At 68.8% G+C, this 21,646-nt stretch carries 20 protein-coding genes; 13 read left to right on the plus strand and 7 right to left on the minus strand.

Annotated features, from left to right (window positions below; genetic code table 11):
* Nucleotides 1–7 precede the first annotated feature (7 nt).
* The gene (locus LGY53_RS32805; protein WP_225730576.1) at nt 8–1,573 is read right to left on the minus strand and encodes an MFS transporter; all 1,566 of its coding nucleotides are present in this window, start codon (nt 1,571–1,573) and stop codon (nt 8–10) included.
* Nucleotides 1,574–1,791: 218 nt separating this feature from the next.
* Between LGY53_RS32805 and LGY53_RS32810 the strand changes: the two genes are divergently transcribed.
* Nucleotides 1,792–2,676, plus strand: coding sequence for a sigma-70 family RNA polymerase sigma factor (locus tag LGY53_RS32810; protein ID WP_225730577.1), 885 nt, complete (start codon nt 1,792–1,794; stop codon nt 2,674–2,676).
* Between the two features lie 136 nt (nt 2,677–2,812).
* On the opposite strand, the gene LGY53_RS32815 is transcribed toward LGY53_RS32810, so the two are convergent.
* Nucleotides 2,813–3,376 (minus strand): ABATE domain-containing protein, encoded by a 564-nt coding sequence (locus LGY53_RS32815; protein ID WP_225730578.1) that lies wholly within the window; start codon nt 3,374–3,376, stop codon nt 2,813–2,815.
* An 87-nt stretch (nt 3,377–3,463) separates the two neighbouring features.
* Here LGY53_RS32815 and LGY53_RS32820 point away from each other — a divergent pair, with 87 nt between their 5' ends.
* Nucleotides 3,464–4,339 (plus strand): alpha/beta fold hydrolase, encoded by an 876-nt coding sequence (locus LGY53_RS32820; protein WP_225730579.1) that lies wholly within the window; start codon nt 3,464–3,466, stop codon nt 4,337–4,339.
* 520 nt (nt 4,340–4,859) lie between these two features.
* Here the strand turns inward: LGY53_RS32820 and LGY53_RS32825 are convergent.
* Complete coding sequence (locus LGY53_RS32825; protein WP_225730580.1) at nt 4,860–6,119, minus strand: NAD(P)/FAD-dependent oxidoreductase; 1,260 nt, start codon at nt 6,117–6,119, stop codon at nt 4,860–4,862.
* A 69-nt stretch (nt 6,120–6,188) separates the two neighbouring features.
* Here LGY53_RS32825 and LGY53_RS32830 point away from each other — a divergent pair, with 69 nt between their 5' ends.
* Both LGY53_RS32830 and rox read left to right on the plus strand, forming a co-directional pair.
* The gene (locus LGY53_RS32830; protein ID WP_225730581.1) at nt 6,189–7,181 is read left to right on the plus strand and encodes a YafY family protein; all 993 of its coding nucleotides are present in this window, start codon (nt 6,189–6,191) and stop codon (nt 7,179–7,181) included.
* A gap of 307 nt (nt 7,182–7,488) precedes the next feature.
* Nucleotides 7,489–8,910, plus strand: coding sequence for a rifampin monooxygenase (gene rox / locus LGY53_RS32835; protein WP_225730677.1), 1,422 nt, complete (start codon nt 7,489–7,491; stop codon nt 8,908–8,910).
* Here rox and LGY53_RS32840 read toward each other — a convergent pair.
* Both LGY53_RS32840 and LGY53_RS32845 read right to left on the minus strand, forming a co-directional pair.
* Nucleotides 8,862–9,686 (minus strand): MerR family transcriptional regulator, encoded by an 825-nt coding sequence (locus tag LGY53_RS32840; RefSeq protein ID WP_225730582.1) that lies wholly within the window; start codon nt 9,684–9,686, stop codon nt 8,862–8,864. The genes rox and LGY53_RS32840 overlap by 49 nt on opposite strands.
* Entirely contained in the window at nt 9,683–10,498 is an 816-nt protein-coding gene (locus LGY53_RS32845) for an alpha/beta fold hydrolase (RefSeq protein WP_225730583.1), read from the minus strand. Before LGY53_RS32845 ends, LGY53_RS32840 begins: the two co-directional genes overlap by 4 nt.
* A gap of 31 nt (nt 10,499–10,529) precedes the next feature.
* Between LGY53_RS32845 and LGY53_RS32850 the strand changes: the two genes are divergently transcribed.
* From LGY53_RS32850 to LGY53_RS32865, 4 genes are all read left to right on the plus strand, one after another.
* Nucleotides 10,530–10,751: a hypothetical protein gene (locus LGY53_RS32850; protein WP_225730584.1), complete on the plus strand. Its 222-nt coding sequence runs from the start codon at nt 10,530–10,532 to the stop codon at nt 10,749–10,751.
* Between the two features lie 297 nt (nt 10,752–11,048).
* Nucleotides 11,049–13,226, plus strand: a complete 2,178-nt coding sequence (helR, locus tag LGY53_RS32855) for an RNA polymerase recycling motor ATPase HelR (RefSeq protein ID WP_225730585.1) — start codon at nt 11,049–11,051, stop codon at nt 13,224–13,226.
* Nucleotides 13,227–13,371: 145 nt separating this feature from the next.
* Nucleotides 13,372–13,644 (plus strand): hypothetical protein, encoded by a 273-nt coding sequence (locus tag LGY53_RS32860; protein WP_225730586.1) that lies wholly within the window; start codon nt 13,372–13,374, stop codon nt 13,642–13,644.
* A 58-nt stretch (nt 13,645–13,702) separates the two neighbouring features.
* Nucleotides 13,703–15,454 carry an alpha/beta hydrolase gene (locus LGY53_RS32865; protein WP_225730587.1) on the plus strand — a complete coding sequence of 584 codons (1,752 nt, stop codon included), beginning with the start codon at nt 13,703–13,705 and terminating at the stop codon, nt 15,452–15,454.
* A 50-nt stretch (nt 15,455–15,504) separates the two neighbouring features.
* Here the strand turns inward: LGY53_RS32865 and LGY53_RS32870 are convergent, their stop codons facing one another.
* On the minus strand, nt 15,505–16,122 hold the full coding sequence (locus tag LGY53_RS32870) for a TetR/AcrR family transcriptional regulator (protein WP_225730588.1): 618 nt from the start codon (nt 16,120–16,122) through the stop codon (nt 15,505–15,507).
* Nucleotides 16,123–16,286: 164 nt separating this feature from the next.
* Between LGY53_RS32870 and LGY53_RS32875 the strand changes: the two genes are divergently transcribed.
* The 5 genes from LGY53_RS32875 to sigJ all read left to right on the plus strand — a co-directional run bounded on the left by LGY53_RS32875 (nt 16,287) and on the right by sigJ (nt 20,877).
* On the plus strand, nt 16,287–16,667 hold the full coding sequence (locus LGY53_RS32875; RefSeq protein ID WP_225730589.1) for a BlaI/MecI/CopY family transcriptional regulator: 381 nt from the start codon (nt 16,287–16,289) through the stop codon (nt 16,665–16,667).
* Entirely contained in the window at nt 16,664–17,608 is a 945-nt protein-coding gene (locus LGY53_RS32880) for a M56 family metallopeptidase (protein WP_225730590.1), read from the plus strand. Before LGY53_RS32875 ends, LGY53_RS32880 begins: the two co-directional genes overlap by 4 nt.
* A gap of 21 nt (nt 17,609–17,629) precedes the next feature.
* Complete coding sequence (locus LGY53_RS32885) at nt 17,630–18,742, plus strand: winged helix DNA-binding domain-containing protein (RefSeq protein ID WP_225730591.1); 1,113 nt, start codon at nt 17,630–17,632, stop codon at nt 18,740–18,742.
* A gap of 72 nt (nt 18,743–18,814) precedes the next feature.
* Nucleotides 18,815–19,984: an NAD(P)/FAD-dependent oxidoreductase gene (locus LGY53_RS32890; RefSeq protein WP_225730592.1), complete on the plus strand. Its 1,170-nt coding sequence runs from the start codon at nt 18,815–18,817 to the stop codon at nt 19,982–19,984.
* The gene (gene sigJ, locus LGY53_RS32895) at nt 19,981–20,877 is read left to right on the plus strand and encodes an RNA polymerase sigma factor SigJ (RefSeq protein WP_225730593.1); all 897 of its coding nucleotides are present in this window, start codon (nt 19,981–19,983) and stop codon (nt 20,875–20,877) included. Before LGY53_RS32890 ends, sigJ begins: the two co-directional genes overlap by 4 nt.
* A 20-nt stretch (nt 20,878–20,897) precedes the next feature.
* Here the strand turns inward: sigJ and LGY53_RS32900 are convergent, their stop codons facing one another.
* Entirely contained in the window at nt 20,898–21,644 is a 747-nt protein-coding gene (locus LGY53_RS32900; RefSeq protein WP_225730594.1) for a succinate dehydrogenase/fumarate reductase iron-sulfur subunit, read from the minus strand.
* Nucleotides 21,645–21,646: the final 2 nt, after the last annotated feature.

A 21,646-nucleotide genomic window follows, 5' to 3' on the forward strand; every position in this document is an offset into this window, starting at 1 on the left:
GCTCAGGTCAGACCGCAGCAGGAGGGGATTCGACCGCCGGGTGCTCTCCCTGTTCCTCTGTGCCTTCGATTACCTTGGGCACGTCGCGCAGCAGATACAGCATGCTCAGCGCGAGTACGGCGATCACGCCTGCGCTCCAGTACATGGTCACGTGGATGCCGTCGACGAATGCCTGTCTGGCACTGTCGATGACCGGGCGACCGACCTCGGGCGGAAGTTGCGCGGCGGTGCCGAGTGCGGCGCCGAGGTTGTCGCGGATCGGCCTCTCGGCCCCGGCGGGCAGATCGCTGGGCAGCGTGAGGTCGGCGCGGTAGACGACGCTGAGCAGGGTGCCGATCACGGCTATGCCGAGTGCGCCGCCCAGTTCTTGCGCGGTCGAGGCGATCCCGGAGGCCGCGCCGGCCTGCGTTTTCGGGACGGTCGCGAGCACGGTGTCCGTGCATACGACCAGTGTCATCGGCAGTCCCGTCCCGAAGACGAACATCGGCAGGAGCAGGTATGGATAGTTGACGTGCACATCGACCTGGGCATAGAGCACGAAACCGGCGGTGAGCAGGGTTAATCCGATGGCGACCGTGGTGGCGCGACCGAGTCGGGCGACGAGTGGCGCGACCAACATGGGACCCGCCACCAGGGCCGGCAATCCGGGCAGTTGGGCCAATCCGGCCTTCAGTGGTGACCAGCCGGTGACGAGCTGCAGGTACTGGGCGAGCAGGAGCGACACCGACAGGCTGGCGAACATGGTGACCACCGTCGCAACGATGGTCGCGGAGTAGGCGCGTTGCCGGAACAGGCCGGTGTCGATGAGCGGTGTGGCGAGCCTGGTCTGCCGGTAGAGGAACAACGCCAGGCCGACGATGCCCAGTACTGCGGCCGCGGTGATATCGAGGTGGTCGATCCCCTTGTCGGATACTTCGGTGATCGCGTAGACGATGCCGAGTACACCGATGATCGACAGCAGCACGCTTGCCGGATCCAGCTTGCCCGGTGCCGGATTTCGTGACTCGGGTACCACGGCGATGCCGACCGCGACGATTACTGCGACCACCGGCACGTTGATCAGAAATACCGAGCCCCACCAGAAGTTGGACAGCAGTGCACCGCCGACCAGTGGGCCGACGATGTACCCGATGAGACCGACACTGCTGTAGATGCCGATCGCGGCGGTGCGTTCCTTCGGGTCGTCGAACACGTTGCGGATCAGTGACAGTGTGGAGGGCATGAAGGTGGCGCCCGCGATGCCGAGCAGTGCTCGCGCCGCGATCAGCCATGCCGGGTTGGGGGCGAATGCGATGGCCACCGAGGCGAGGCCGAAGCCGGTCGCTCCGATCAGCAGGAGCTTTTTGCGGCCGATCCGGTCGCCGAGGTTGCCCATCGTGATGAGGAACCCGGCCAGTAGGAAGCCGTAGATGTCGACGATCCACAGGAACTGGGTCGCTGTGGGTTCGAGGGCTTCGGTCAGTTTGGGTACGGCCAGGTGGAGCACGGTCATGTCCAGCGCGATCAGCAGCATGGCCAGGCAGGCGATGGCGACCGTGCCCCATTTCCGGCCCGGGGTGATGGTCTCGGTCATACGAGGTGCTCCGTTTCATGATCAGATCGAGTGCGTTACCCGCACCGCCGTATGAGCCGCCACGTCCCGCACATGTGACAGCCTGTTTCGAAACGCCAAGCCGCCCGCCGCTGTACACCGCGCTGGTTCGCGGCGAGCGCGACGTTCTCGGTTGCTGTCACATCCGTGCGAGACGGCGGCTCATGTGGGTGAGTTGTGACGATCGGAGGGTGTGGCGGATGGACGAGACCCAGTGGCTCGCAGAGTGCTTCGAGAAGGAACGTCCCCGATTGCGTGCCGTGGCGTATCGGATGCTGGGCTCGATGGACCAAGCCGAGGACGCGGTACAGGATGCGTGGCTGCGGTTGAGCCGGACCGGCCCTGCCGAGATCGACAACCTCGGCGGGTGGTTGACCACCGTAGTTGCGCGGGAGTGCTTGCACCAGTTGCGATCTCGTCGACAGCGCCGCGAAGTTCCGTTCGATACCCAATTGCCGGAACTGCTCGTCTGCGACGCAGGGCTCGATCCTGAACAGGAGATGATGCTCGCCGACACGGTGGGAGTGGCGCTGTTGCTGGTGCTCGAGCGGCTCGCTCCGGCCGAGCGGGTGGCGTTCGTACTGCACGACATGTTCGACCTGCCTTTCGCCGATATCGCCGACATCGTCGGGCGCACTCCGGCGGCCACGCGGCAGCTCGCCAGCCGTGCGCGGCGGCGCGTCAACGGAGCCGAGGTTCGGCGACCTGATCCGGATCTGGCCCGGCAACGGAGGGTCGTCGATGCGTTCTATGCGGCCGCCCGCGATGCCGATCTCAACGCCCTGCTTCGAGTTCTCGACCCCGACATCGTGCTGCGGACCGACTACGGCGTCGGCCGTCCCGCGAGTGTTGTCACCGGTCCGACGGCTGTGGCTGAACAAGTGCGGGTTCCGCAGGGCGGCCGGTTGCGTCATCTGGTGGTCAATGGGGCGATCGGTGCTCTCAGCATCCGCGACGAGCAGCCGTTTGCGGTGATGGTGTTCACTGTCGCAGGCGACAGGATCGTCAGGATCGACGTCATCCGTGACACCGACCGTGTCCGCCGTGTCGCAGCCGAAGTCGACGGCCGACCGAACCGATCCTGATGCCCGGCGTGTGAAAAGCACGCCGGGCCCGGCCCTTTCAGAAGAGACTCACCGACGGCCGCACCGGTTCGGGACACTTGTCCGGTGAACTGCGCCAACACGTTTGTGGCGCAGTCGCATTGGATCCACCGGTCCGCTAGGAATTCGGAGGGGGCTTGTGGCGCTGGTAGTAGCGGGCGACGCGGGTTCGGTTGCCGCAGCGGTCGGGTGAGCACCATCGTCTGCGTGGGTGGTTGGGGAGGAATAGTAGGACGCAGTCGGCGGCGGCGCAGCGCTTGAGTTCGGTGATGCGGGGGTCGGTCAACAGGTCGGCGGCGGCGTCGGCGAGGACGGCGGCGAGGCGGGCGCCGGGTGATCCGTTGCGGCGGACGATGGAGACGACGGATCGGCCGTTCCATTCCAGGTGCGGGGTGGCGGGTGCGGCGGATCGGGCCTCGTCGAGCCCGCGTAAGGCGGTGGCGGGCGGGCGGCGGGCGTGCAGTAGAGCTTCGAGTGCGGTGGTGGTGTGCTCGCGCACGGCCAGCACCAACGCCAGGTCGTCCCGGGTCGGGCGGCCGGTGGCTCCGGGTATCCGCTCGGTTTGCAACCGCAGCCAATGTGCCAGTTGCGCGGGCGTTTCCAGTAGGTCGCCGGCGGCGGATCGGGTGTTGACCAGGTCCAGGGCCAGCGGCTCACCGATCAGCGGTTCGGCATCAATCACGAGCTAATGGTAACTCGATGTGTTGACGCATTAGAACAGGATGGTCTAGTACTAATGCATCATCCTCTGAAGAAAGCATGTGAAGAAATGGTCGAGCTGCCTCGGGTCCGGTACGGTCGCGTCGACGTCGACGGCGTCGACGTGTTCTACCGGGAGTCGGTGCCGGAGCGCCCGGACGCGCCGGTGTTGTTGCTGCTGCACGGTTTTCCGTCCGCCTCACACCAGTTCCGTCGGCTCATCGACGCGCTCGGCGCCGAATACCGGCTCGTCGCACCCGATTACCCGGGCTTCGGAAATACGGTCGCGCCAACGGATTTCGAGTACAGCTTCGACCGTCTCGCCGAGGTCGTCGATGGTTTCGTGCGGCGGCTCGGACTGTCCCGCTTCGCCATGTACGTCTTCGACTTCGGCGCACCGGTCGGGTTCCGGCTCGCGGCGCGCGACCCGGAACGGATCACCGGTCTGGTGGTGCAGAACGGAAATGCCTACGAGGCCGGATTATCCGATGGCGCACGCGAATTCATCGCGCTGCGCCCCGGCCGGGATGGCGCCGAGGACACCATCCGCGGGCTGCTCACCCTCGACGGCACCCGCGGTCAGTACGAGCACGGCGTCACCGAGACCGCCCTGTTGTCACCGGACGGCTGGACGCTGGATCAGCACTATCTCGACCTGCCGGGACGCGTCGATGCGCAGCTGGCGCTGGCCTTCGACTACCACTCCAACGTCACCGCCTATCCGAGCTGGCAGTCCTGGTTGCGGCAGCACACGCCGCCCACCCTGATCGTCTGGGGCGCGAACGACCCCTTCTTCCCCGCGCCCGGCGCCCACGCCTACCTCGCCGACCTGCCCGATGCCGAACTGCACCTGTTCGACACCGGACATTTCGCGCTCGAAACACATCTCGCCGAAATCGCCCCGCTCATCGCGGATTTCCTCGACCGGCACTCGGTCCGCCACTAGGTGTCACCGTGGTCGATTCGAAATCCGTTTGCGGCGTATGCGGTCGGTATCCGCCGTAATCGACGTTCGGTAGTTCCGGACGCTAGTGAGATCGGTTGGCGGCCAACGACCCACCCGAATGCTCGGCGCGGGTTCTGTGCCACAGCCGATGTCGAACGTCCGGTCGGACCGTTCGGCGTTCGGTTGTTCTAGGTGGGGGCGGCGTGGAGGGCGGGTTTGATCGCCCACCAACGCGGACCTCGCCGCGGACTCGGACGTCGTTCTGGTCGTCGAGCCGATGGCGCATCGCTTCCCGCCCGAACAGGTTCATGCCGAACTCGCGACCACGCTGACCGATACCGTCATGCGATTCGGCCCGGACGTGGCCACGATCGACGTATTCAACACGGCCGCAACCGATCCGGACGTGCTGGCGAGCTGGCCGTCGGCGTTCCGGGCGGGCCTACGCCAGGCGGACGGCCTCGCGCAGCAGTTGATCGACGCGGGCTGGTTGTCGCGGAAGCGTTGCTGCCCACCCCCGTCAGTGACGCAGTCGGGCGGCCGCGGCCAGAATCGGGGTGCCCAGGGTGGTGGCCGCGGCGCCGAATGTGGTGTCGGTGGCCAGGATCCATCGAACGGTTCGCATGGCCTGGGTGAGGACTTCGCTGCCGCGCCGACGCATACCCGCCTCGAAGTGCGCCACCGCGTCGGTGAGGGTGGTGGTGCCGTCGTCGGCGGCGCGCAGGTGTTCGAGCAGGCTGGCGGCGTCGCGGATGGCCGCGCCCGCGCCCATTCCGGCGGTGGGTGGTGTGGCGTGCACGGCGTCGCCGAGCGCGGTGATCCGGCCCGCGCGCCAGGGCGCGAGATCGTCGGCGCGGGCGGAGGCGGCGTTGAAGCGGAACGCGGCCACGCTGTGCGGGTCGGCCTTGGCGATGACCTCGAGCGTGTGCTCGGCCCAGCCCCGTGTGCGGAACCGGCCGAGCAGTGCCGCCAGCAGCTCATCGCCGCGCAGGTCACGCAGGGAATCCGTGGCCGCGGATTCGGGGAACATAGCACCCCAGATGTAGGTGGGTCCGGTGGTGACCGACATCCGCAGTTCCGGAGCGTCGAGCGCGGCGTTGCCGACCGGGTCGAGGAAGCCGATGTAGAGCGCTGCCCCGCGCGGGCCAATCGCCGTCCCCGATCGTGGCCGCAGCCGCCGCCGCTCGCCGGGACCGAGGTCGCCGAGGAGGGTGCGGCCGGAGAACCCGATGATGCCCGCCGGGCTGTTGGTCGGGCCGCCCGCCAGGTGGCGGGCCACCACCGAGTGCGCGCCGTCCGCACCCACCACGAGATCCGCCGACACCGGCGCCCGGTCGGCGAACAGTACCCGGGGTGCGCCGCGATCGTCATATCCGACGCCGGATACGCGGCGACCGAGGCGCAGGCCGTCACCCGTGGCTTCGGCCAGCAGCAGCCGCAGGGTGATCCGGTCGACGTCGACGCTGCCGCTGCCGCGCAGATCCGGCCCGTGACCGAGCAGCCGACCACGGCGGTCCCAGAACGCGTCGCGCTCGCGCAGCCGCAGCGCCGAACCAGATGCCAGCAGCCGCCGCATGATTGCCGGTTCCACCAGTTCGTTCAGCGCGGTCTGCGCCCGCTCGTCCAGGGTGATGTGGTAGCCACCCGTCGCCGCCACATCGGTGTCCCGGTCGAATACCGCGACATCGAATCCCCGGCGCCGCAATCCCGCACCCAGTGCAAGCCCGCCGATTCCGCCACCGACCACGACCACCCGCATACCGACCGCCCTTTCCGTCATTTGCTGAACGAGGCAACCTTGGCACCGGTAGTGGACATCGAGTGGCCACTACCCGGTCATGATGGGACGATGGCGAATACCGCACACCGGGCGTTGCGACTGCTGTCGCTGCTGGGATCGGGACGGTGCTGGCCGCTGCGCGAGCTGGCCACCCGGCTCGGCGCCAGCGAACGCACCGTCCGCCGCGATATCGAAACCCTGCGCCTGCTCGACTACCCGATCACCACCGTGCACGGCCCCGACGGCGGCTATCGGCTCGGCGCCGGGCGCACCCTGCCGCCGCTGCTGTTCGACAACGACCAGGCTCTCGCGGTCGCGGTGGCCCTGCAGACCGCGCCGAGCACGGTATTCGGGCTCGGGGACGACGCGGCGCGGGCGCTGGCCACGCTGCACCAGGTGATGCCGCCCGCCCTGCGGGCATCGATGGAATCCCTGCGCCTGACCCGGTTGCGGAACTACTGGGAGTTCCCCGCGCCGCCCATCGATCCGGCCGCGCTGACCGTGGTCGGCACGGCGGTGCGCCGCCGTCACCTACTCGCCGTCGAGACGTTGCGTCCCGACGGCACCCGCCCCGAACCCGGAGATCCCGACTTCCTGCCCGCACATCGGGTCGAGCCGCATCACCTGGTCGTCTGGGCCGCGCGGTGGTATCTGGTCGGCTACGACCGCACCGACGGCGAGTGGTGGGTGCGGCGCGTCGATCGATTGCACGCCCGCCCCACCACGCAGCTTTTCGGTCCTCGCCCGCTGCCCGGCGACGACCTCGCCCAGTTCGTGATGAGCACCCACAACCGCGGTGACACACCGGCTCCCTGGCCGTGCACCGGCACCGCCCGGCTCGGCCTGCCCGCTCATATCGTGGCCCGTTGGGCGCCGGGCGGCTCCGTCGTGGAATATCTGGACGCCGAGCACTGTCGGCTGACTCTCGGCGCCTGGTCCTGGGCGGGTATCGCGGGCATTCTCGGCACGTTCGACACCGAACTCACCGACCTGCACCCGCCAGAGCTGGTCGAGGCCTGCCGCCGGCTGGCGCGCCGATGGGCCATGATCGAGGACACCTGAGCGGCAGCGTGGCCGTTGTTCCGCGCACCGGCGACTCGGGGAACCATGTGCGGCGTCGAGGCGGAACGCGCGCGGAAGCCGGAAAAACGTTGCGGTGCAAGCCATTTCGCCACGCACCCGAGAAGCGGGATTTGCTGTAAGTTTGTCAGCCGATCGCAGAGCAGCGAAAAAGGGAATGCATCGCCCCTTCCACCTTCAATCTATAGCGGACCCCGGGGCTTGCGGCAAGGCCGGGGTGGTGCCGCAGAATCGCTGGCCGAGACCATAACTCGGGGTCGTCCCGCCGGGTCGGGAAGTTGAGGTTGTGATGATTGATGTGATCGTCGTCGGTGCCGGACCGACCGGGGTGATGTTGGCCGGCGAGTTGCGGTTACAGGGCGTCGACGTGCTGGTGCTGGAGCGGGACGCGGAGCCGACGAAGGTTGTCCGCGCGCTCGGCCTGCACGCGCGCAGCATCGAGATCCTGGATCAGCGCGGTCTGCTGGATCGGTTCCTCGCGCTCGGGCAGCGGTACCCGGTGGGCAGTTCCTTCGCCGGAATCGCCAAGCCCGTGCCGGAGGGGTTGGATACCGCGCATCCATACGTGCTCGGTATCCCGCAACCGGTCACCGACCGCTTGTTGACCGAGCACGCCGTCGAACTCGGGGTGGAGATCCGCCGCGGCCGTGAACTGGTCGGGCTGAGCCAGGACGAGCGCGGCGTCACCGCCGACCTGGCCGACGGCACCCGGATGCGCTCGCGCTATCTCGTCGGCTGCGACGGCGGCCGCAGCACGGTGCGCAAACTGCTGGGCGTCGGTTTTCCGGGCGAGCCGACCAGGGTGGAGACGCTGCTGGCCGAGGTGGAGCTGGACGCGGCGCCGGAAACGGTGCGCGCGGTGATGGCCGAGGTGCGCCGGACTCAGCTGCGGTTCGGTGCGGGTCCGCTCGCCGACGGCGGCTACCGCGTGGTCGTGCCCGCCGCCGGGGTTTCCGAGAATCCAAGGGTCCCACCGACTTTGGACGAACTCAAACAACAGCTGCGGGCGACCGCGGGCACCGACTTCGGCGCGCACTCGCCGCGTTGGCTGTCCCGCTTCGGCGATGCGACCCGGCAGGCCGAACGCTACCGGGTCGGGCGGGTGCTGCTGGCCGGTGACGCGGCGCATATCCATCCGCCGGTGGGCGGGCAGGGGCTCAACCTCGGGATCCAGGACGCGTTCAACCTGGGCTGGAAGCTGGCCGCCGAGGTCGGTGGCCGGGCGCCCGCCGGGCTGCTGGACACCTATCACACCGAACGCCATCCGGTGGCCGCCGACGTGCTGGACAACACCCGCGCGCAGATCGAGCTGATGTCGCTCGAACCGGGCGCGCGGGCGGTGCGCAGGCTGCTGTCGGAGCTGATGGACATCCCGGAGGTGAGCCGCCGATTGACCGAGCAGATCACCGCGATCGGGGTGCGCTACGACCTCGGCGACGACCACGACCTGGTCGGCAGGCATATGCGCGATGTGGTGTTGAAGCGGGGCCGCCTCTACGAGCTGATGCGCGACGGCCGCGGACTGCTGCTGGACCGGACCGGCCTGCTTTCGGTGGCGGGCTGGGCCGACCGGGTCGATCACGTCGTCGACAGCACCGAGGAACTGGATGTCCCCGCGGTCCTGCTGCGCCCCGACGGTCATATCGCGTGGGTCGGTGACGATCAGCCGGAGCTGTTCGAACGGCTGTCGAGGTGGTTCGGCGCGACCTGAACGCGTTCGAGATTGGTCCAGCCGGTCCAGCCGCGTTGCCGGAGCAGTTCGATGAGTCTGCGGGCCGGGGGTGCGGCGTCGAAGGCCTGTGCGTCGAGCAGTTCGGCGAACAGCGGTTCGAGGTCGGCGTCGCCGACGTAGTCGTCGCCGTGCTCGTCGGCGAGCTGGGTGAGGTAGCCGGCCATGGTGTCGGCCAACTCGACGAGGCTCGCATCGTCGACGGTTCCGTCCAGCACCCGGCCCAGGGTGCGATAGAAGTCGACGAGTCGCGGGTCCGCGATCTGTACTCGCTTGCGCGCCAACCATTCCGGGATTCGGTGGGGTGCGTGCGCGGCCAGCGGGATCCAGCCGTCGCGTTCGATGCCGACGACGCGTTCGTCGATTCCGAGCGCCCGGAGGTGGTCGAGGAATTCGACCACCTCCGGCGGCAGCGCCAGGCCGTCTCCGGCGACGAGGCGGGCGATCCGCTCGCGGTGCCGCTGCCGCTGCCGGATCTCCATTCGCAGGCGTTTGTCGATATCGGCTGCGGCAGCGGCGAATTCGTCCGCGTCGGCCTGTAGCAGCTCCCGCACCCGGGCCAGTGGGACACCGGCCGCGGCGAGGGTCCGGATCTTGATCAGCTCGAGCACGGCGGCCGCGTCGTATCGGCGATACCCGCAGTGGTCGCGTTCCGGCTCCGGCAGTAGGCCTTTCGCGTGGTAGTGCCGCACCGCACGCACCGTCACCCCGGCGTATGCGGCGAGTTCGCCGATGGTCAGTGTCGAACCGGTCGTCACGATACGGTCCGGATGATCCGGGCGATGTCGGTGGCGTGGGTGACCAGCAGGCCGTGCCCGGCGTCGAGCCAGAACGTGCGGATATCCGGCCGCTCGCGGACGAGTCGTTCGACGCCGGCCCGCCAGTTCCCGTTGCGCCACACCGTTTCTCGGTCGTCGCCTGCACCGGCCATCGAGGTGGACATGATCATGCTGATCGGCCGGTCGATGCGGCGGTATCGGTCGAGGATGCCGGAACGGACCGTATCGATCTCCAGGTTCAGGTCCACGAACTGTTCGGCGGTGAGCAGCACCTGATGCGGTGTGCCCGCGGTCGGTTCGGCGGCGCGGCACAGCTGCTGCGCCATCGCACGGAATTCCGGCAGATCGGCTGCGGTGATGAATGGTTCGGGCACCGGATTCGCCCCGTCGATGAGGACGAGTTCCGCTGCGCTCGCGGGGTTTTCGGCGGCGTAGTGCACGATGAGGTCGGCGCCCAGCGAGTGGCCGGCGAGCAGCGGCGGCGCGGGCAGGTCGCGGTTGAGCCGCGTCAGCACCGCGCCGAGATCACCGAGGAATGCCTCGAAGGTGTATCGGTCACCGGCCGAGCTGCGGCCGTGGCCGCGCAGGTCGAAGCCGATCACCTCGAAATCGCGCCGCAGCAGTTCGATCAGTTCGGCCAGGTCGGCCTGGGTCGTGAACAGTCCGGGGCACAGCACCAGCGGCCTGCCGATGCCGCCGCGTGTCACCGGGATGGTGACGCCGTCGTGGTGAATCGTGAACTGCCGCATCGTCTTGTCGCCGGGCGTTCCGGTATCGGTTTTCGTGGTCACATCGACCATGGTGGAGGATTGCCCCTGCGTCATGGTCAAGCCGGTGGGCGCGCTCGACCTGCGCCGCATCGGAACCGGCGTGGTGGTTACCCGAAAGCGTTGGGACGCTGCGGAACTCGGGGTGTATCGGTCCCGGTGGCTCGCGCCGAGCGCGTGGAACATCGGCGAGACATCCGGGATGTGTTCTGGTGTATCGGTCCGGCGGCTGGTGCCGAGCGTGTGGAGTATCGGCGAAATTTGGGATGTGTTCTGACGGAACGTCATCGCTGAAGGTCGCCGCGACACATCGGTGAATCACATTGGCGGATGCCGAAAGGTCCGGGTGCGCGGCACACTGTTTATCGGGGATAAGAAGACGCTCGACGCGCAGCACAACAACCCGCACGAATTCCCTCTATTTAAACCTATACCGCACCCGGGGGCTTGCGGCAAGACCCGGTTCGTACCGCACAATCGCTGGCCGAAGCCGAAGCGGATATGGGAGTTGGGTATGCGGGTGCCGTCGTCGACGGATGGGGCGGGATCGTCGAGCCAACAGAAGGAGGGGTACGTGTCGGTCGACGGGTACGAGGACGAATTGCGTTCCGAGCGCGACTATGTGGCCGGGCTCTACGCGCGGCTGGACGCCGAACGCGCACGGGTGAAGGGCAGGTACACCGCGGCGCTGCGGGGCACGGGCGGTACGCCGATGGAACGGGATTTCGAGGTGCGCGCGCTGGCGAAGGAGGCCAAGCGGCTGGACGTGGCCGATAACGGTCTGTGTTTCGGCCGGTTGGACACGCTTTCGGGCGACCATCTGTATATCGGCCGCATCGGCATTTTCGACGAGGACGATGAATTCGAACCGCTGCTGCTCGATTGGCGGGCGCCCGCGGCGCGGCCGTTCTATGTGGCGACCGCCGCGAACCCGGAGAACATGCGCAGGCGGCGGCAGTTTCTCACCCGGGGGCGTCGGGTGGTCGATTTCACCGATGAGGTTCTCGGCCGTCCCGGCGGCGGCGAGCGGGGAGATGCGGCGCTGCTCGCGGCGGTGAACGCGCCGCGGGGCGCCGGGATGCGCGATATCGTCGCGACGATCCAGGCCGAGCAGGACGAGATCATCCGGCTGGAGCATCCGGGTGTGGTGGTGATCGAGGGCGGTCCCGGTACGGGTAAGACCGTGGTCGCGCTGCACCGTGTCGCCTATCTGCTCTACACGCGGCGCGAGCGGATGGAACGCGGCGGCGTACTGGTTGTCGGGCCGAATCCGGCGTTCCTGAACCATATTTCGCGGGTGCTGCCGTCGCTGGGGGAGACCAACGTGGTGTTCATGACCACCGGTGATCTGCTGCCGGGCCTGCGGGTCACCGCCGAGGACGCGCCGGCGGCCGCGCGGATCAAGGGCTCGTTGCGGATCCTGGATGTGCTGGCGGCGGCGATCGCCGATCGGCAGCGGCTACCCGCGCAACCGCTGCCGATCGAGCTGGACGACGTCACGGTGCGCATCGACGCCGAGAGCGCGGAGTGGGCCAGGGCGGAGGCCCGGGCGAGCGGTTTGCCGCACAACGAGGCGCGGGCGGTGTTCACCGAGATCGTCACCTATGTGCTCGGCGAGCGGGCGGTCGCCCGGATCGGCCGGGGCTGGCTGACCAGGGACGACCGGGAGGCGTGGGCGGCGCTGCGGGTGGACGTGCTGGCCGAACTCGCCGAGAACGCCGCGTTCGCCGCCGCGCTCGACGAACTGTGGCCGATCTTGACGCCAGAAGAACTGCTGGCCGAGCTGTATGTGTCGCCCGATCGGCTGCGGGCGGCGGGTGCGGATATGGCGCTCGCCCGCACCGACGGCGCGGCCTGGACGGTATCGGATGTGCCGCTGCTCGACGAGTTGGTCGATCTGCTCGGCCGCGACAAACCGGCCGACGACTCCGCCGAGCGGGAGCGCCGGGCGGCGGCCGAGTACGCGGCCGGCGTGCTGGATCTGATGATCGGCCGCGAGGACATGATGGACGACGAGGACCATCTGATGGCCGAGGACCTGCTGTACGCCGAGGATCTGGCGGAGCGTTTCCTCGAGCGCGACACCCGTGAACTGGCCGAGCGCGCCGCCGCGGATCGGGAGTGGACCTACCGGCATGTGGTGGTGGACGAGGCGCAGGAACTGTCCGAAATGGATTGGCGGGTGCTGATGCGGCGCTGCCCGAGCCGGTCTTTCACGGTGGTCGGCGATCTGGCCCAGCGCCGGTCGGCCGCCGGCGCGACCTCGTGGGACGAGATGCTGGCGCCGTATGTGCCGGGCCGCTGGGTGTACCGGTCGCTGTCGGTGAACTACCGAACTCCGGCGGAGATCATGGCCGTCGCCGCCGCGGTGCTCGCCGAATTCGCGCCCGCGATCCGGCCGCCGGAGTCGGTGCGCGCCTGCGGTGTGCCGCCGTGGTCGAGGCGGGTCGCCGCGGACGAAATCCCCTCTGCTATCGAGGAATTCGTCCGCGACGAGGCCGGGCGCGAGGGAACCAGCGTGGTGATCGGCCCGCCGGATGTGCCGGGCGCGGTGACGGCGGCGCAGACCAAGGGCCTCGAATACGACGCCGTGCTGGTGGTGGAACCGGAACGGATCCTCGCCGACGGGCCGCGCGGCGCCGCCGAACTGTATGTCGCCCTCACCCGCGCGACACAGCGCCTCGGCGTGCTGCACCAGGGCCCGTTGCCGCGGGCGTTGCGCGGACTCGTCGAACTCGGCGCACCGACGTAGCGGTCCGCCTGCTTCGGCAATAGCTAACTTCTGCTAGGCGATATCTGAAACATAGTCTGCTGCAACGACATTCGAGGTGCTACTTTTGTGCCCACATTCCTGATCATCGACGGGGGCTGTTGTGGGCGAAATAGTTGGACTCGACTTGGCGACCTTGTACCGTCTCACCGACGAACTGTCCGGGCATGCCACGACCATTGCCGGGATCACCGTTTCGAAGAGGGTGACCATGCCGGGTTCGCCGGTGCAGTCGGCGTGTGATCAGGCCGTCGGGGCGGTGCACAAGGCATACGGCCTGATCGGCAAGAACATCGAGGCGATGGCGACGGCCGCCAAGTACGGCCTGAAAACATACGAGTTCATGGAGAAGACGAATACCGATCAGCTGCGCCGCTACTCCAGCGGCGCGGGGGTCTGACCGTCATCGATGACGAGTATCGCTGCTGGGTAACGGTTTTCGATCGCGGGTGAGGTTAATGACAACGATCAGCCATGTGCGCGGCTGCAATCCACAGTCGATGCTCGACTTCGCACAGGATCTGACGACGAAGAACGACAAGTTCACCGGCGAGGTGGGCGGGATGGCCCGCGACGTCGACGCCGCCATGGACAGCTGGCAGGGCAAGGGCGCCGCTGCGGCGGCGGAACGCGCGCTCGCGCATGAACTTTCGGCGAACCACCTGAGCGAGACCGTGGTCTCGCTGATCGATCACACCAATGCCTTCGGCACGGAACTGTTGACGCATCGCACGTCGCTGCTGGATATCGTCGACCGCGAGGTCAAGCAGGCGGGGATGACCTACGACGACAACGGTAATGTCACCGCCCCGAAATATCCGCAGGGCGGCCCGGACAGCGCCACCTTTCGGCTGCTGCAGCAGATCGTCGACGGACGGGCCGCGGGTCTACAGTCGCGGATCAAGGCGCTGCTCACCAAGTTCGGGGACGCCGAAAGGAAAGCGGCACAGGCCATCACGAGCGATATGCGGCTGCTGCGCGGCTACGAGAAGTCGCCGGACAAGGCGCCGATCGGTCCGCGAGTGCAGTCCATCCTCGACGAAAAGACGCTGTTGCCAACGGATCCGAAGCAACTGCACGACTTCTGGCAGACGCTCACCCCGGCGGAGAAGGACGCGCTGTGGCAGCACGACAAGAACATCGGCAACCTGGACGGCCTGCCGGCCGCCGATCGCGACCACTACAACCGGATGAACCTCGACTACCAATTGTCCCGAGCGCAAGCCGGTGACCCGAAATACAAGGACAAGCTCGACGATCTGACCACCCTCTCGGCGCTGCTCGCCGACAAAGACAAACAGGACCGCTATCTGCTGCTGTTCGATACCGAGTCGGGCAAGCGGACGCATGCCGCGGTGGCGGCGGGCAATCCGGACACCGCCGACCACGTCACAACCTATGTGCCGGGCACCAAGGCCACAGTGTCCAGTATGACCGGCGATATGAACGAGCGGGTGGAGGGCATGCGCGACCAGGCCCGAAAGAATGGCGCCGCCAACCCATCCGGCATCGCGTGGTTCGGGTACGATACGCCGCCAACCTACCCGGACGCCAGCCACCTGACCTATGCCGAGAATGCGGCCGACGCGCTCGACAAGTTCCAGACCGGTCTGCGGGTTTCACACGACGGCCCACCCTCGTACAACGCCGTGGTCGGGCACAGTTACGGCACAACGGTGATCGGCTACGCCGCCTCGCACGGGCACAGCCTCGACGCCGACGCGGTCGTCTTCGTCGGGAGTCCGGGGACCGCGGTCCAACACGCGAGCGATCTCAATCTGACGGGTGTTCCGCACAACCAGGTCGCGAACCACGTCTACGCGACCTCTGCCTACAACGACCCGGTCAGCCAATACGGGGGCCACGGCGTCGGCGGCATTCTCGATGAGGTGGACCGGCGACTCCGCCTGCCGGTGCCCGGTCCCTACGGCGGTACTGTCGGCCCACCCGCTGATCAGGACTTCGGCCCCGATCCCACCCAGAAGGGTTACGGCGCACAGGTTTTCCATTCCGACATCGGATCCATCGGCTTCGGCTCGCACTCCGAGTACTGGGATACGCACAACAGATCCTTGCACGGCCTCGGCAGCATAGTCGCGGGCCATGGTGTGCCCGCGGACGATTCGGCTCCCACCGCCGACGAGGACGCCCAGCGCGAGCGCCTCATCGAATCGGTGATAGCTCCAGGGCTCGGCATCCTCGGGCTCTGACCCGGGCCGCGCGAATCGCCCCGGCCCCGAGACCGATCAGTGGCCGTCGCTCATCGGGCGGCTTTGCGTCGCGGTGACCGGGCCGAGGCCAGGGTGCGCTCGAGGAGATGGTCGAGCAGGGCTCGCGCCTCGTCGGGGGTGTGCAGGTAGGTGAGCATGCCTTGGCCGAGGCCGAAGACCGCGACGGCGAGCAGTTCGCCGTCGCGGTCGGCGTCGGGGCAGCCCGCGCGGTGCAGATGTTCGGCGAGCACCCGGGCCAGCAGGCGGGCCCCGCCGACGGTGTCTTCGGCCACCACGTCCGGGCCGGTGATGGCGGCGGTGTGGAAGTTGGCCAGGACGATCGAGTTCGCGCGGCGCGCCTCGTCGAGCGGTAGCAGTTCGTGCATGATGACGCGCAGTGCGGCCCGCGGCTCGGGTTCGTCGCCGAGTGCGGCCAGATGCCGCATGAATCTGCCTGCGGCGTCGTCGAGTACGGCACGGTGGGTGGCCAGCAGCAGTTCGCGTTTGGTGCCGAAGTAATACTGCAGCAGCCGCACGGAGACACCGGCTTCGGCGGCGACCGCTTGGAAGGTGGCCGTTTCCAGGCCGCCCGCGGCGATGACGCGCCGCGCGGCGCCGGTGATCTCCCGGCGTCGTTGTTCGTGATCGGCCAACCGCGGCACACGCACCTCCCAGACGAGACGGACAGGGGTGCGATGGTACGCCCATATCACGGCCGGATATCCCGGGTTCCACCCACTCGCCGGGACAATCTACGCTTCCACTACGTAGAACGATCGGCTGGCCGTTAAGCTGGCCGGACAGTGTTCCGGCAGGATGAGGGAGCGGTACGGTGCGAGAATTCGGCGATCTGGAGGCGGTCATCATGGATCGCATCTGGGATCGGGATGCGGAGACGACTACGGTCCGGGAGATATACGACGAGCTCGCCGCCGAACGCGGTATCGCCTACACCACGGTGATGTCGACGATGGACAACCTGCATCGCAAGGGCTGGCTGGCGCGGGAACGCGCGGGCAAGGCCTACCGGTACTGGCCGACGATGACCCGCGAGGAGCACGGCGCCCGGCTGATGCTGGAGGCGCTCGGTTCGGGCGGGCGTTCGGATCTGGTGCTGAGCCACTTCGTCGACCGGATCAGCGCCGAGGAGTCGGCGGGTCTGCGCGCGGCGCTGCGCCGGTTGACCACCCGCAAAACCCCCGAGGCGCCGTGACGCTCGCGTTCGCGCTGATCTGTTACGGCAGCGCCGTCGCGGTGTTCGGGCCGCCGGTGCTGCGCAGGCTCACCCGCCGCGGCAGCGCACCCCGGCTCGGGGTGCTGGCGTGGCTGGTGGCGATCGCGGGCGCGCTCGGCGCCTGGGTCGCGGCCACGGTGGTGCTGGTGGTGGAATTCGCGGCGTTCTGGGATCACCCGGTGGACGCGCTGCGCGCCTGTCTGGCGATGCTGTCGGCGCCCGCGCACGTGCACGGCGGCACCGCGGTGCAGGTGAGCGCGTTCGCGGTGGCCGCGGTGGTGGCCGCGGGTTCGGGCGGGGTGCTGTTGCGGGCCGGACATCTGGTGCTGCGGCTGCAGCGCAGCACCCGCGCGCACGGGCGGGCGGTGCGCATCGTCGGGCGCCGGGTGCCGGGGGTGGCGGCGCTGGTGCTGGATTCGCCGGAGCGGCAAGCGTATTGCGTGGCCGGGCGCCCGGACACCATCGTGGTGACCAGCGCGGCCCTCGACGCGTTGACCGGTCCGCAGTTGAACGCGGTGCTCGCGCACGAACGCGCGCACCTGACCGGTAAGCATCCGTATCTGATGGCGGTGCTGCGCGGGCTGGCCACCGCGCTGCCGGTCGGGCTGTTCACCGAGGGCGCGGCGCAGATCGGGCGGCTGCTGGAGATGTGCGCCGATGACAGGGCGGCCCGCGAACACGGCCCGGAATCGCTGCTGGGTGGCCTGCTGGCGTTCGCGGGCGGCGCCGCGGTGCCGGTGGGTGCGCTCGGCGCGGCGGGCACCGCGGTGCTGGCCAGGGCCGAGCGGTTGGCCGATCCGGTGAGCCGGATCCGGTTGGCCACCAACCGAACCGCGCTGCTGGCGGTGATCGCGGTGACGGTGGGTGGTCTGCTCGAGGTGGCGCTCGGAATATTCTTCTGCAGCACGATATTCGGCTGACGGACATTGGGAGGGACGAAGGTGGGGGTCACCCGCGATCAGGTGTGGGCGTGGCGGTTGCGGCGGCAGTTCGTCGGGGCGCAGGCGCAGGCGGGGGCGGTGGCCGTCGTCGAGCGGCTGTGCGGGGTGCAGGCCCAGGTGAGTTCGGCGGCCGAGCTGGCGGTCGCGGTGCGGTCGGCGACGGTGACGCCGAATGCGGTGCGCGAGGCGTTGCGGTCGGGCCGGTTGATGAAGACCTGGGCGATGCGCGGCACGTTGCACGCGGTAACGCCGCGGTTCGGCGCGGCGGCGCTTTCACTGCTCGCCTCCGCGCGCACCTGGGAGAAACCGGTGTGGCAGCGCAATTTCGGGGCGAGCCCGGCGGAGGTCGCGGCGCTGACCGATGCGGTGACGCGGGTGCTGGCCGACGGCGCGGTGCTGACCAGGGAGGAGCTAGTCGGTGCGCTGGTCGCCGACGCGGCGTTCCGCAGGCTCGGTGACGAATTGCGCTCCGGGTGGGGTGCGTTGCTGAAACCCCTGGCCTGGCAGGGCGCGCTGTGTCACGGGCCCGCGCAGGGCAGCAAGGTGACCTTCGCCAGCCCGGCGCGGCTGCTGCCGGACTGGCCGGGGCTGCCGGAGCCGGAGGCGGCGGCGCCGATCGCGATCACCGGCTATCTCGCCGCGTACGGCCCGGCGACGCCGGAGGCCTTCGATGCCTGGCTGACCCGCGGCGCGCTGCGGAAAACCACGGTGCGCCGATGGTTTTCGGCGCTGGGCGACCGGTTGACCACGGTGGATGTCGAGGGCACACCCGCCTATCTGCTCAGCGAGCACGCCGACGAGCTGGCCGCCACCGCACCGGATTACTCGGTGCATCTGCTGGGCGCCTTCGACCAGTACGTGCTGGGTCCCGGCACCGCCGACGCCGATCTGCTGCCCACCCGGCACCGCGCCGAGGTGAGCCGCGCCGCGGGCTGGATCTCCCCGCTGGTGGTGGTCGGTGGCCGCATCGCGGGCACCTGGGAGCTGTCGGACGATACGGTGCTGCTCAGCATGTTCGACGGTGCGCCGCTGCCGGGCCCCGGCCTGGACGCCGCGGTGGACCGTCTCGCGAAGGCTTGTGGCAGAACGAGTTTGGCGGTCCGCGCCGGATAACCACCCATCCTCGGGTGATGCACATCACAGCGGATCGTGTCATGTTTCGGCGGTGCGCGGTGTCTCGAGGGCATGACTGAACAAGACACCCTGCACAAGGTGGTCGTCATCGGCGGCGGTTACGCCGGAACGCTGGCGGCCAACCGGCTGCGGCTGCGCACCGACGTCGGCATCACGCTGGTGAATCCGCGCCCGGAGTTCGTCGATCGGGTCCGGCTGCACCAGTTCGTCGCCGGAACCGGCGACGCGACGGTCGATTACGGCACGCTGCTCGGCGCGGGCATCCGGTTGGTGGTCGACACCGCCACGCGCATCGACACCGCCGCCCGCGTCGTGCGGCTGGCCTCGGGTGGTGCGCTGGACTACGACCACGTCATCTACGCGGTCGGTAGCACCGCGGCGATACCGGCCGTGCCCGGCGCGGCCGAATTCGCCATCCCCATCGCGGAATTCGAGTCCGCGCGGCGGGTGCGCGCCAGGCTGGACGAGTTGCCGCCCGATGCTCCGGTCACCGTCGTCGGCGGCGGCGCCAGCGGTATCGAGACGGCCGCCGAACTGGCCGAACAGGGACGCGCGGTCACGCTGGTGTGCGGCGCACGCCTGATGCCGTCACTGAGTGCGCCCGGCCGCCGCTACGTCGCCAAGTGGCTGGGCTGTCACGGTGTCCGCGTCGTGGACAACACGGTCGCCGAGGTGCGGCCCGATGCGGTCGTCCTCGCCGACGGTGCGGTGCGCCCGAGCGCACTCACCATCTGGACCACGGGTTTCGGTGTGCCGGAGTTGGCGGCCGAGAGCGGGCTGCGCACCGACCCGCTCGGCCGCCTGCGCACCGACGAGACGCTGACCAGCATCGACGACGACCGTATCGTGGCGACCGGCGATGCCGCCGCACCGTCGGATCAGCCGCTGCGGATGTGCAGCCAGGGCGCCGGTGCACTCGGTGCACAGGCCGCCGACACCGTGCTCGCGCACATCGCCGGGACCGAACCCACCGCGCTCGACCTGGCCCTCACCGGAACATGTGTCAGCCTGGGCAGGCGCGTCGGCATCCGGCAGCTGGCCCGCAAGGACGATGTGGCGGTGAACCTCTACGTCGGCGGGCGGGCCGGCGCCCGGATCAAGGAGCTGACCTGCAAGATCGGGGTGGGGAAGATCCGCCGCGAGGCCAGGAAACCGGGTTCGCTGATCTGGTTGAAGGGCGGCCCGCGTCCCGCGCGGCGCGCCGCGGCTGTGTCGGCATGAGGTCCGACGAGCATGCCGAGCGATTCACCCTGCTGCGGCCGCTGCTGTTCACGATCGCCTACGAAATCCTCGGCTCGGCAACCGAATCCGACGATGTGCTGCAGGACAGCTATCTGCGGTGGGCGGAGGTGGATTTGGCGACGGTGCGCGACAGCAAGTCGTATCTGGCGCGGCTGGTGACCCGTCAGTCGCTCAACGCGGTACGGGCGGGTACGCGTCGCCGCGAGGAGTACATCGGCCCGTGGCTGCCCGAACCGCTGCTGCTCGACGAACGCGACGCATCGGCGGATCTGGTGCTCGCCGAATCGGTGTCGATGGCGATGCTGGTGCTGCTGGAAACCCTCACCCCCGACGAGCGTGCGGTGTTCGTGCTGCGTGAGGTGTTCGGTTTCGATTACGACGAGGTCGCCGCGGCGGTGGGCAAATCCGTGATGACGGTTCGTCAGGTGGCGCACCGCGCCCGCTCGCACGTGCGGGCGCGGCGTAGACGTTTCGAGCCGGTGGACGCGGCCGGGATCGCGCGGATCACCGAGCGGTTCATGGCGGCGGCGACCACCGGCGACGCGGCCGGACTGCTCTCGCTGCTCGCCCCCGATGTCACGTTGACCGCCGACAGCGGCGGCAAGGCGACCGCGGTGCGGCGTCCGGTGGTGGGTGCGGAAAAGGTGGCCGCGGTCCTGATGAACCTGCTCTACGAGCGGCGGCGGGCCTCGGATATGCGGATCGAGGTCGTCAACTGCAACAGCACGCCCGCGATGGTCGCCTACCGCGGCGAGCGCCTGGAAGGTGTGTTCCTCATCGAGATCGCCGACGGGAAGATCACCAACTTCTACGCCGTCCGCAACCCGGACAAACTCGCTGCGGCGACGATCCCGCGCCGGATCAGCCGATAGCCGCCGCAACGGTTTTCGGATCAGCGCGGCCCGGACCGGGCGGCGCGCAGCAGGTCCCGGTTCAGTCGTCCGATGACGTCCTGCGGGATCTCCTTCGGGCAGGCGACGGTGCATTCGCCGGTGTTGGTGCAGCCGCCGAAGCCGAGTTCGTCGTGGGTGCGCAGCATGTCGGCGACGCGGGAGTACCGCTCGGGCTGTCCCTGCGGCAGCAGCCCGAGGTGGGTGACCTTGGCGGCGGTGAACAGCATCGCCGAACCGTTGGGGCAGGCGGCGACGCAGGCACCGCAGCCGATGCATTCGGCCGCTTGGAAGGCGGCGTCGGCGTCGGGTTTGGGCACCGGCACCGCGTGGGCATCGGGCGCGGTGCCGGTGGGCGCGGTGATGTAGCCGCCGGCCTGGATGATCTTGTCGAAGGCCGAGCGGTCGACGACCAGGTCCTTCACCACCGGAAACGCCTTGGCCCGCCACGGTTCTACGGTGATGGTCTGGCCGTCGGTGAATTTCCGCATATGCAGCTGGCAGGTGGTGGTCGCCCGCTCCGGGCCGTGCGGGGTGCCGTCGATGACCAGCGAGCACATGCCGCAGATGCCCTCGCGGCAGTCGTGGTCGAAGGCGATGGGCTCGCCGCCCTCGAGCACCAGGCGCTCGTTGAGGACGTCGAGCATCTCCAGAAATGAGGCGTCGGAAGAGATTTCGACCTGGTAGTCGACCAGCCCGCCCTTGTCCCGCGGACCCTGCTGCCGCCAGACGCGCAGTGTGAGCTTCACCG

It is taken from the genome of Nocardia sp. JCM 34519.1 (genome assembly GCF_020361265.1).
In the GTDB taxonomy this organism is placed as follows: domain Bacteria; phylum Actinomycetota; class Actinomycetes; order Mycobacteriales; family Mycobacteriaceae; genus Nocardia; species Nocardia arthritidis_A.

Bases quoted from the DNA above. Each gene is read 5' to 3' on its own strand.
- LGY53_RS32805 (WP_225730576.1), bottom strand. From the start codon at position 1,573: ATGACCGAGACCATCACCCCGGGCCGGAAATGGGGCACGGTCGCCATC.
- LGY53_RS32810 (WP_225730577.1), top strand. From the start codon at position 1,792: ATGGACGAGACCCAGTGGCTCGCAGAGTGCTTCGAGAAGGAACGTCCC.
- LGY53_RS32820 (WP_225730579.1), top strand. From the start codon at position 3,464: ATGGTCGAGCTGCCTCGGGTCCGGTACGGTCGCGTCGACGTCGACGGC.
- LGY53_RS32825 (WP_225730580.1), bottom strand. From the start codon at position 6,119: ATGACGGAAAGGGCGGTCGGTATGCGGGTGGTCGTGGTCGGTGGCGGA.
- LGY53_RS32830 (WP_225730581.1), top strand. From the start codon at position 6,189: ATGGCGAATACCGCACACCGGGCGTTGCGACTGCTGTCGCTGCTGGGA.
- rox (WP_225730677.1), top strand. From the start codon at position 7,489: ATGATTGATGTGATCGTCGTCGGTGCCGGACCGACCGGGGTGATGTTG.
- LGY53_RS32850 (WP_225730584.1), top strand. From the start codon at position 10,530: ATGGTCAAGCCGGTGGGCGCGCTCGACCTGCGCCGCATCGGAACCGGC.
- LGY53_RS32865 (WP_225730587.1), top strand. From the start codon at position 13,703: ATGACAACGATCAGCCATGTGCGCGGCTGCAATCCACAGTCGATGCTC.
- LGY53_RS32890 (WP_225730592.1), top strand. From the start codon at position 18,815: ATGACTGAACAAGACACCCTGCACAAGGTGGTCGTCATCGGCGGCGGT.
- sigJ (WP_225730593.1), top strand. From the start codon at position 19,981: ATGAGGTCCGACGAGCATGCCGAGCGATTCACCCTGCTGCGGCCGCTG.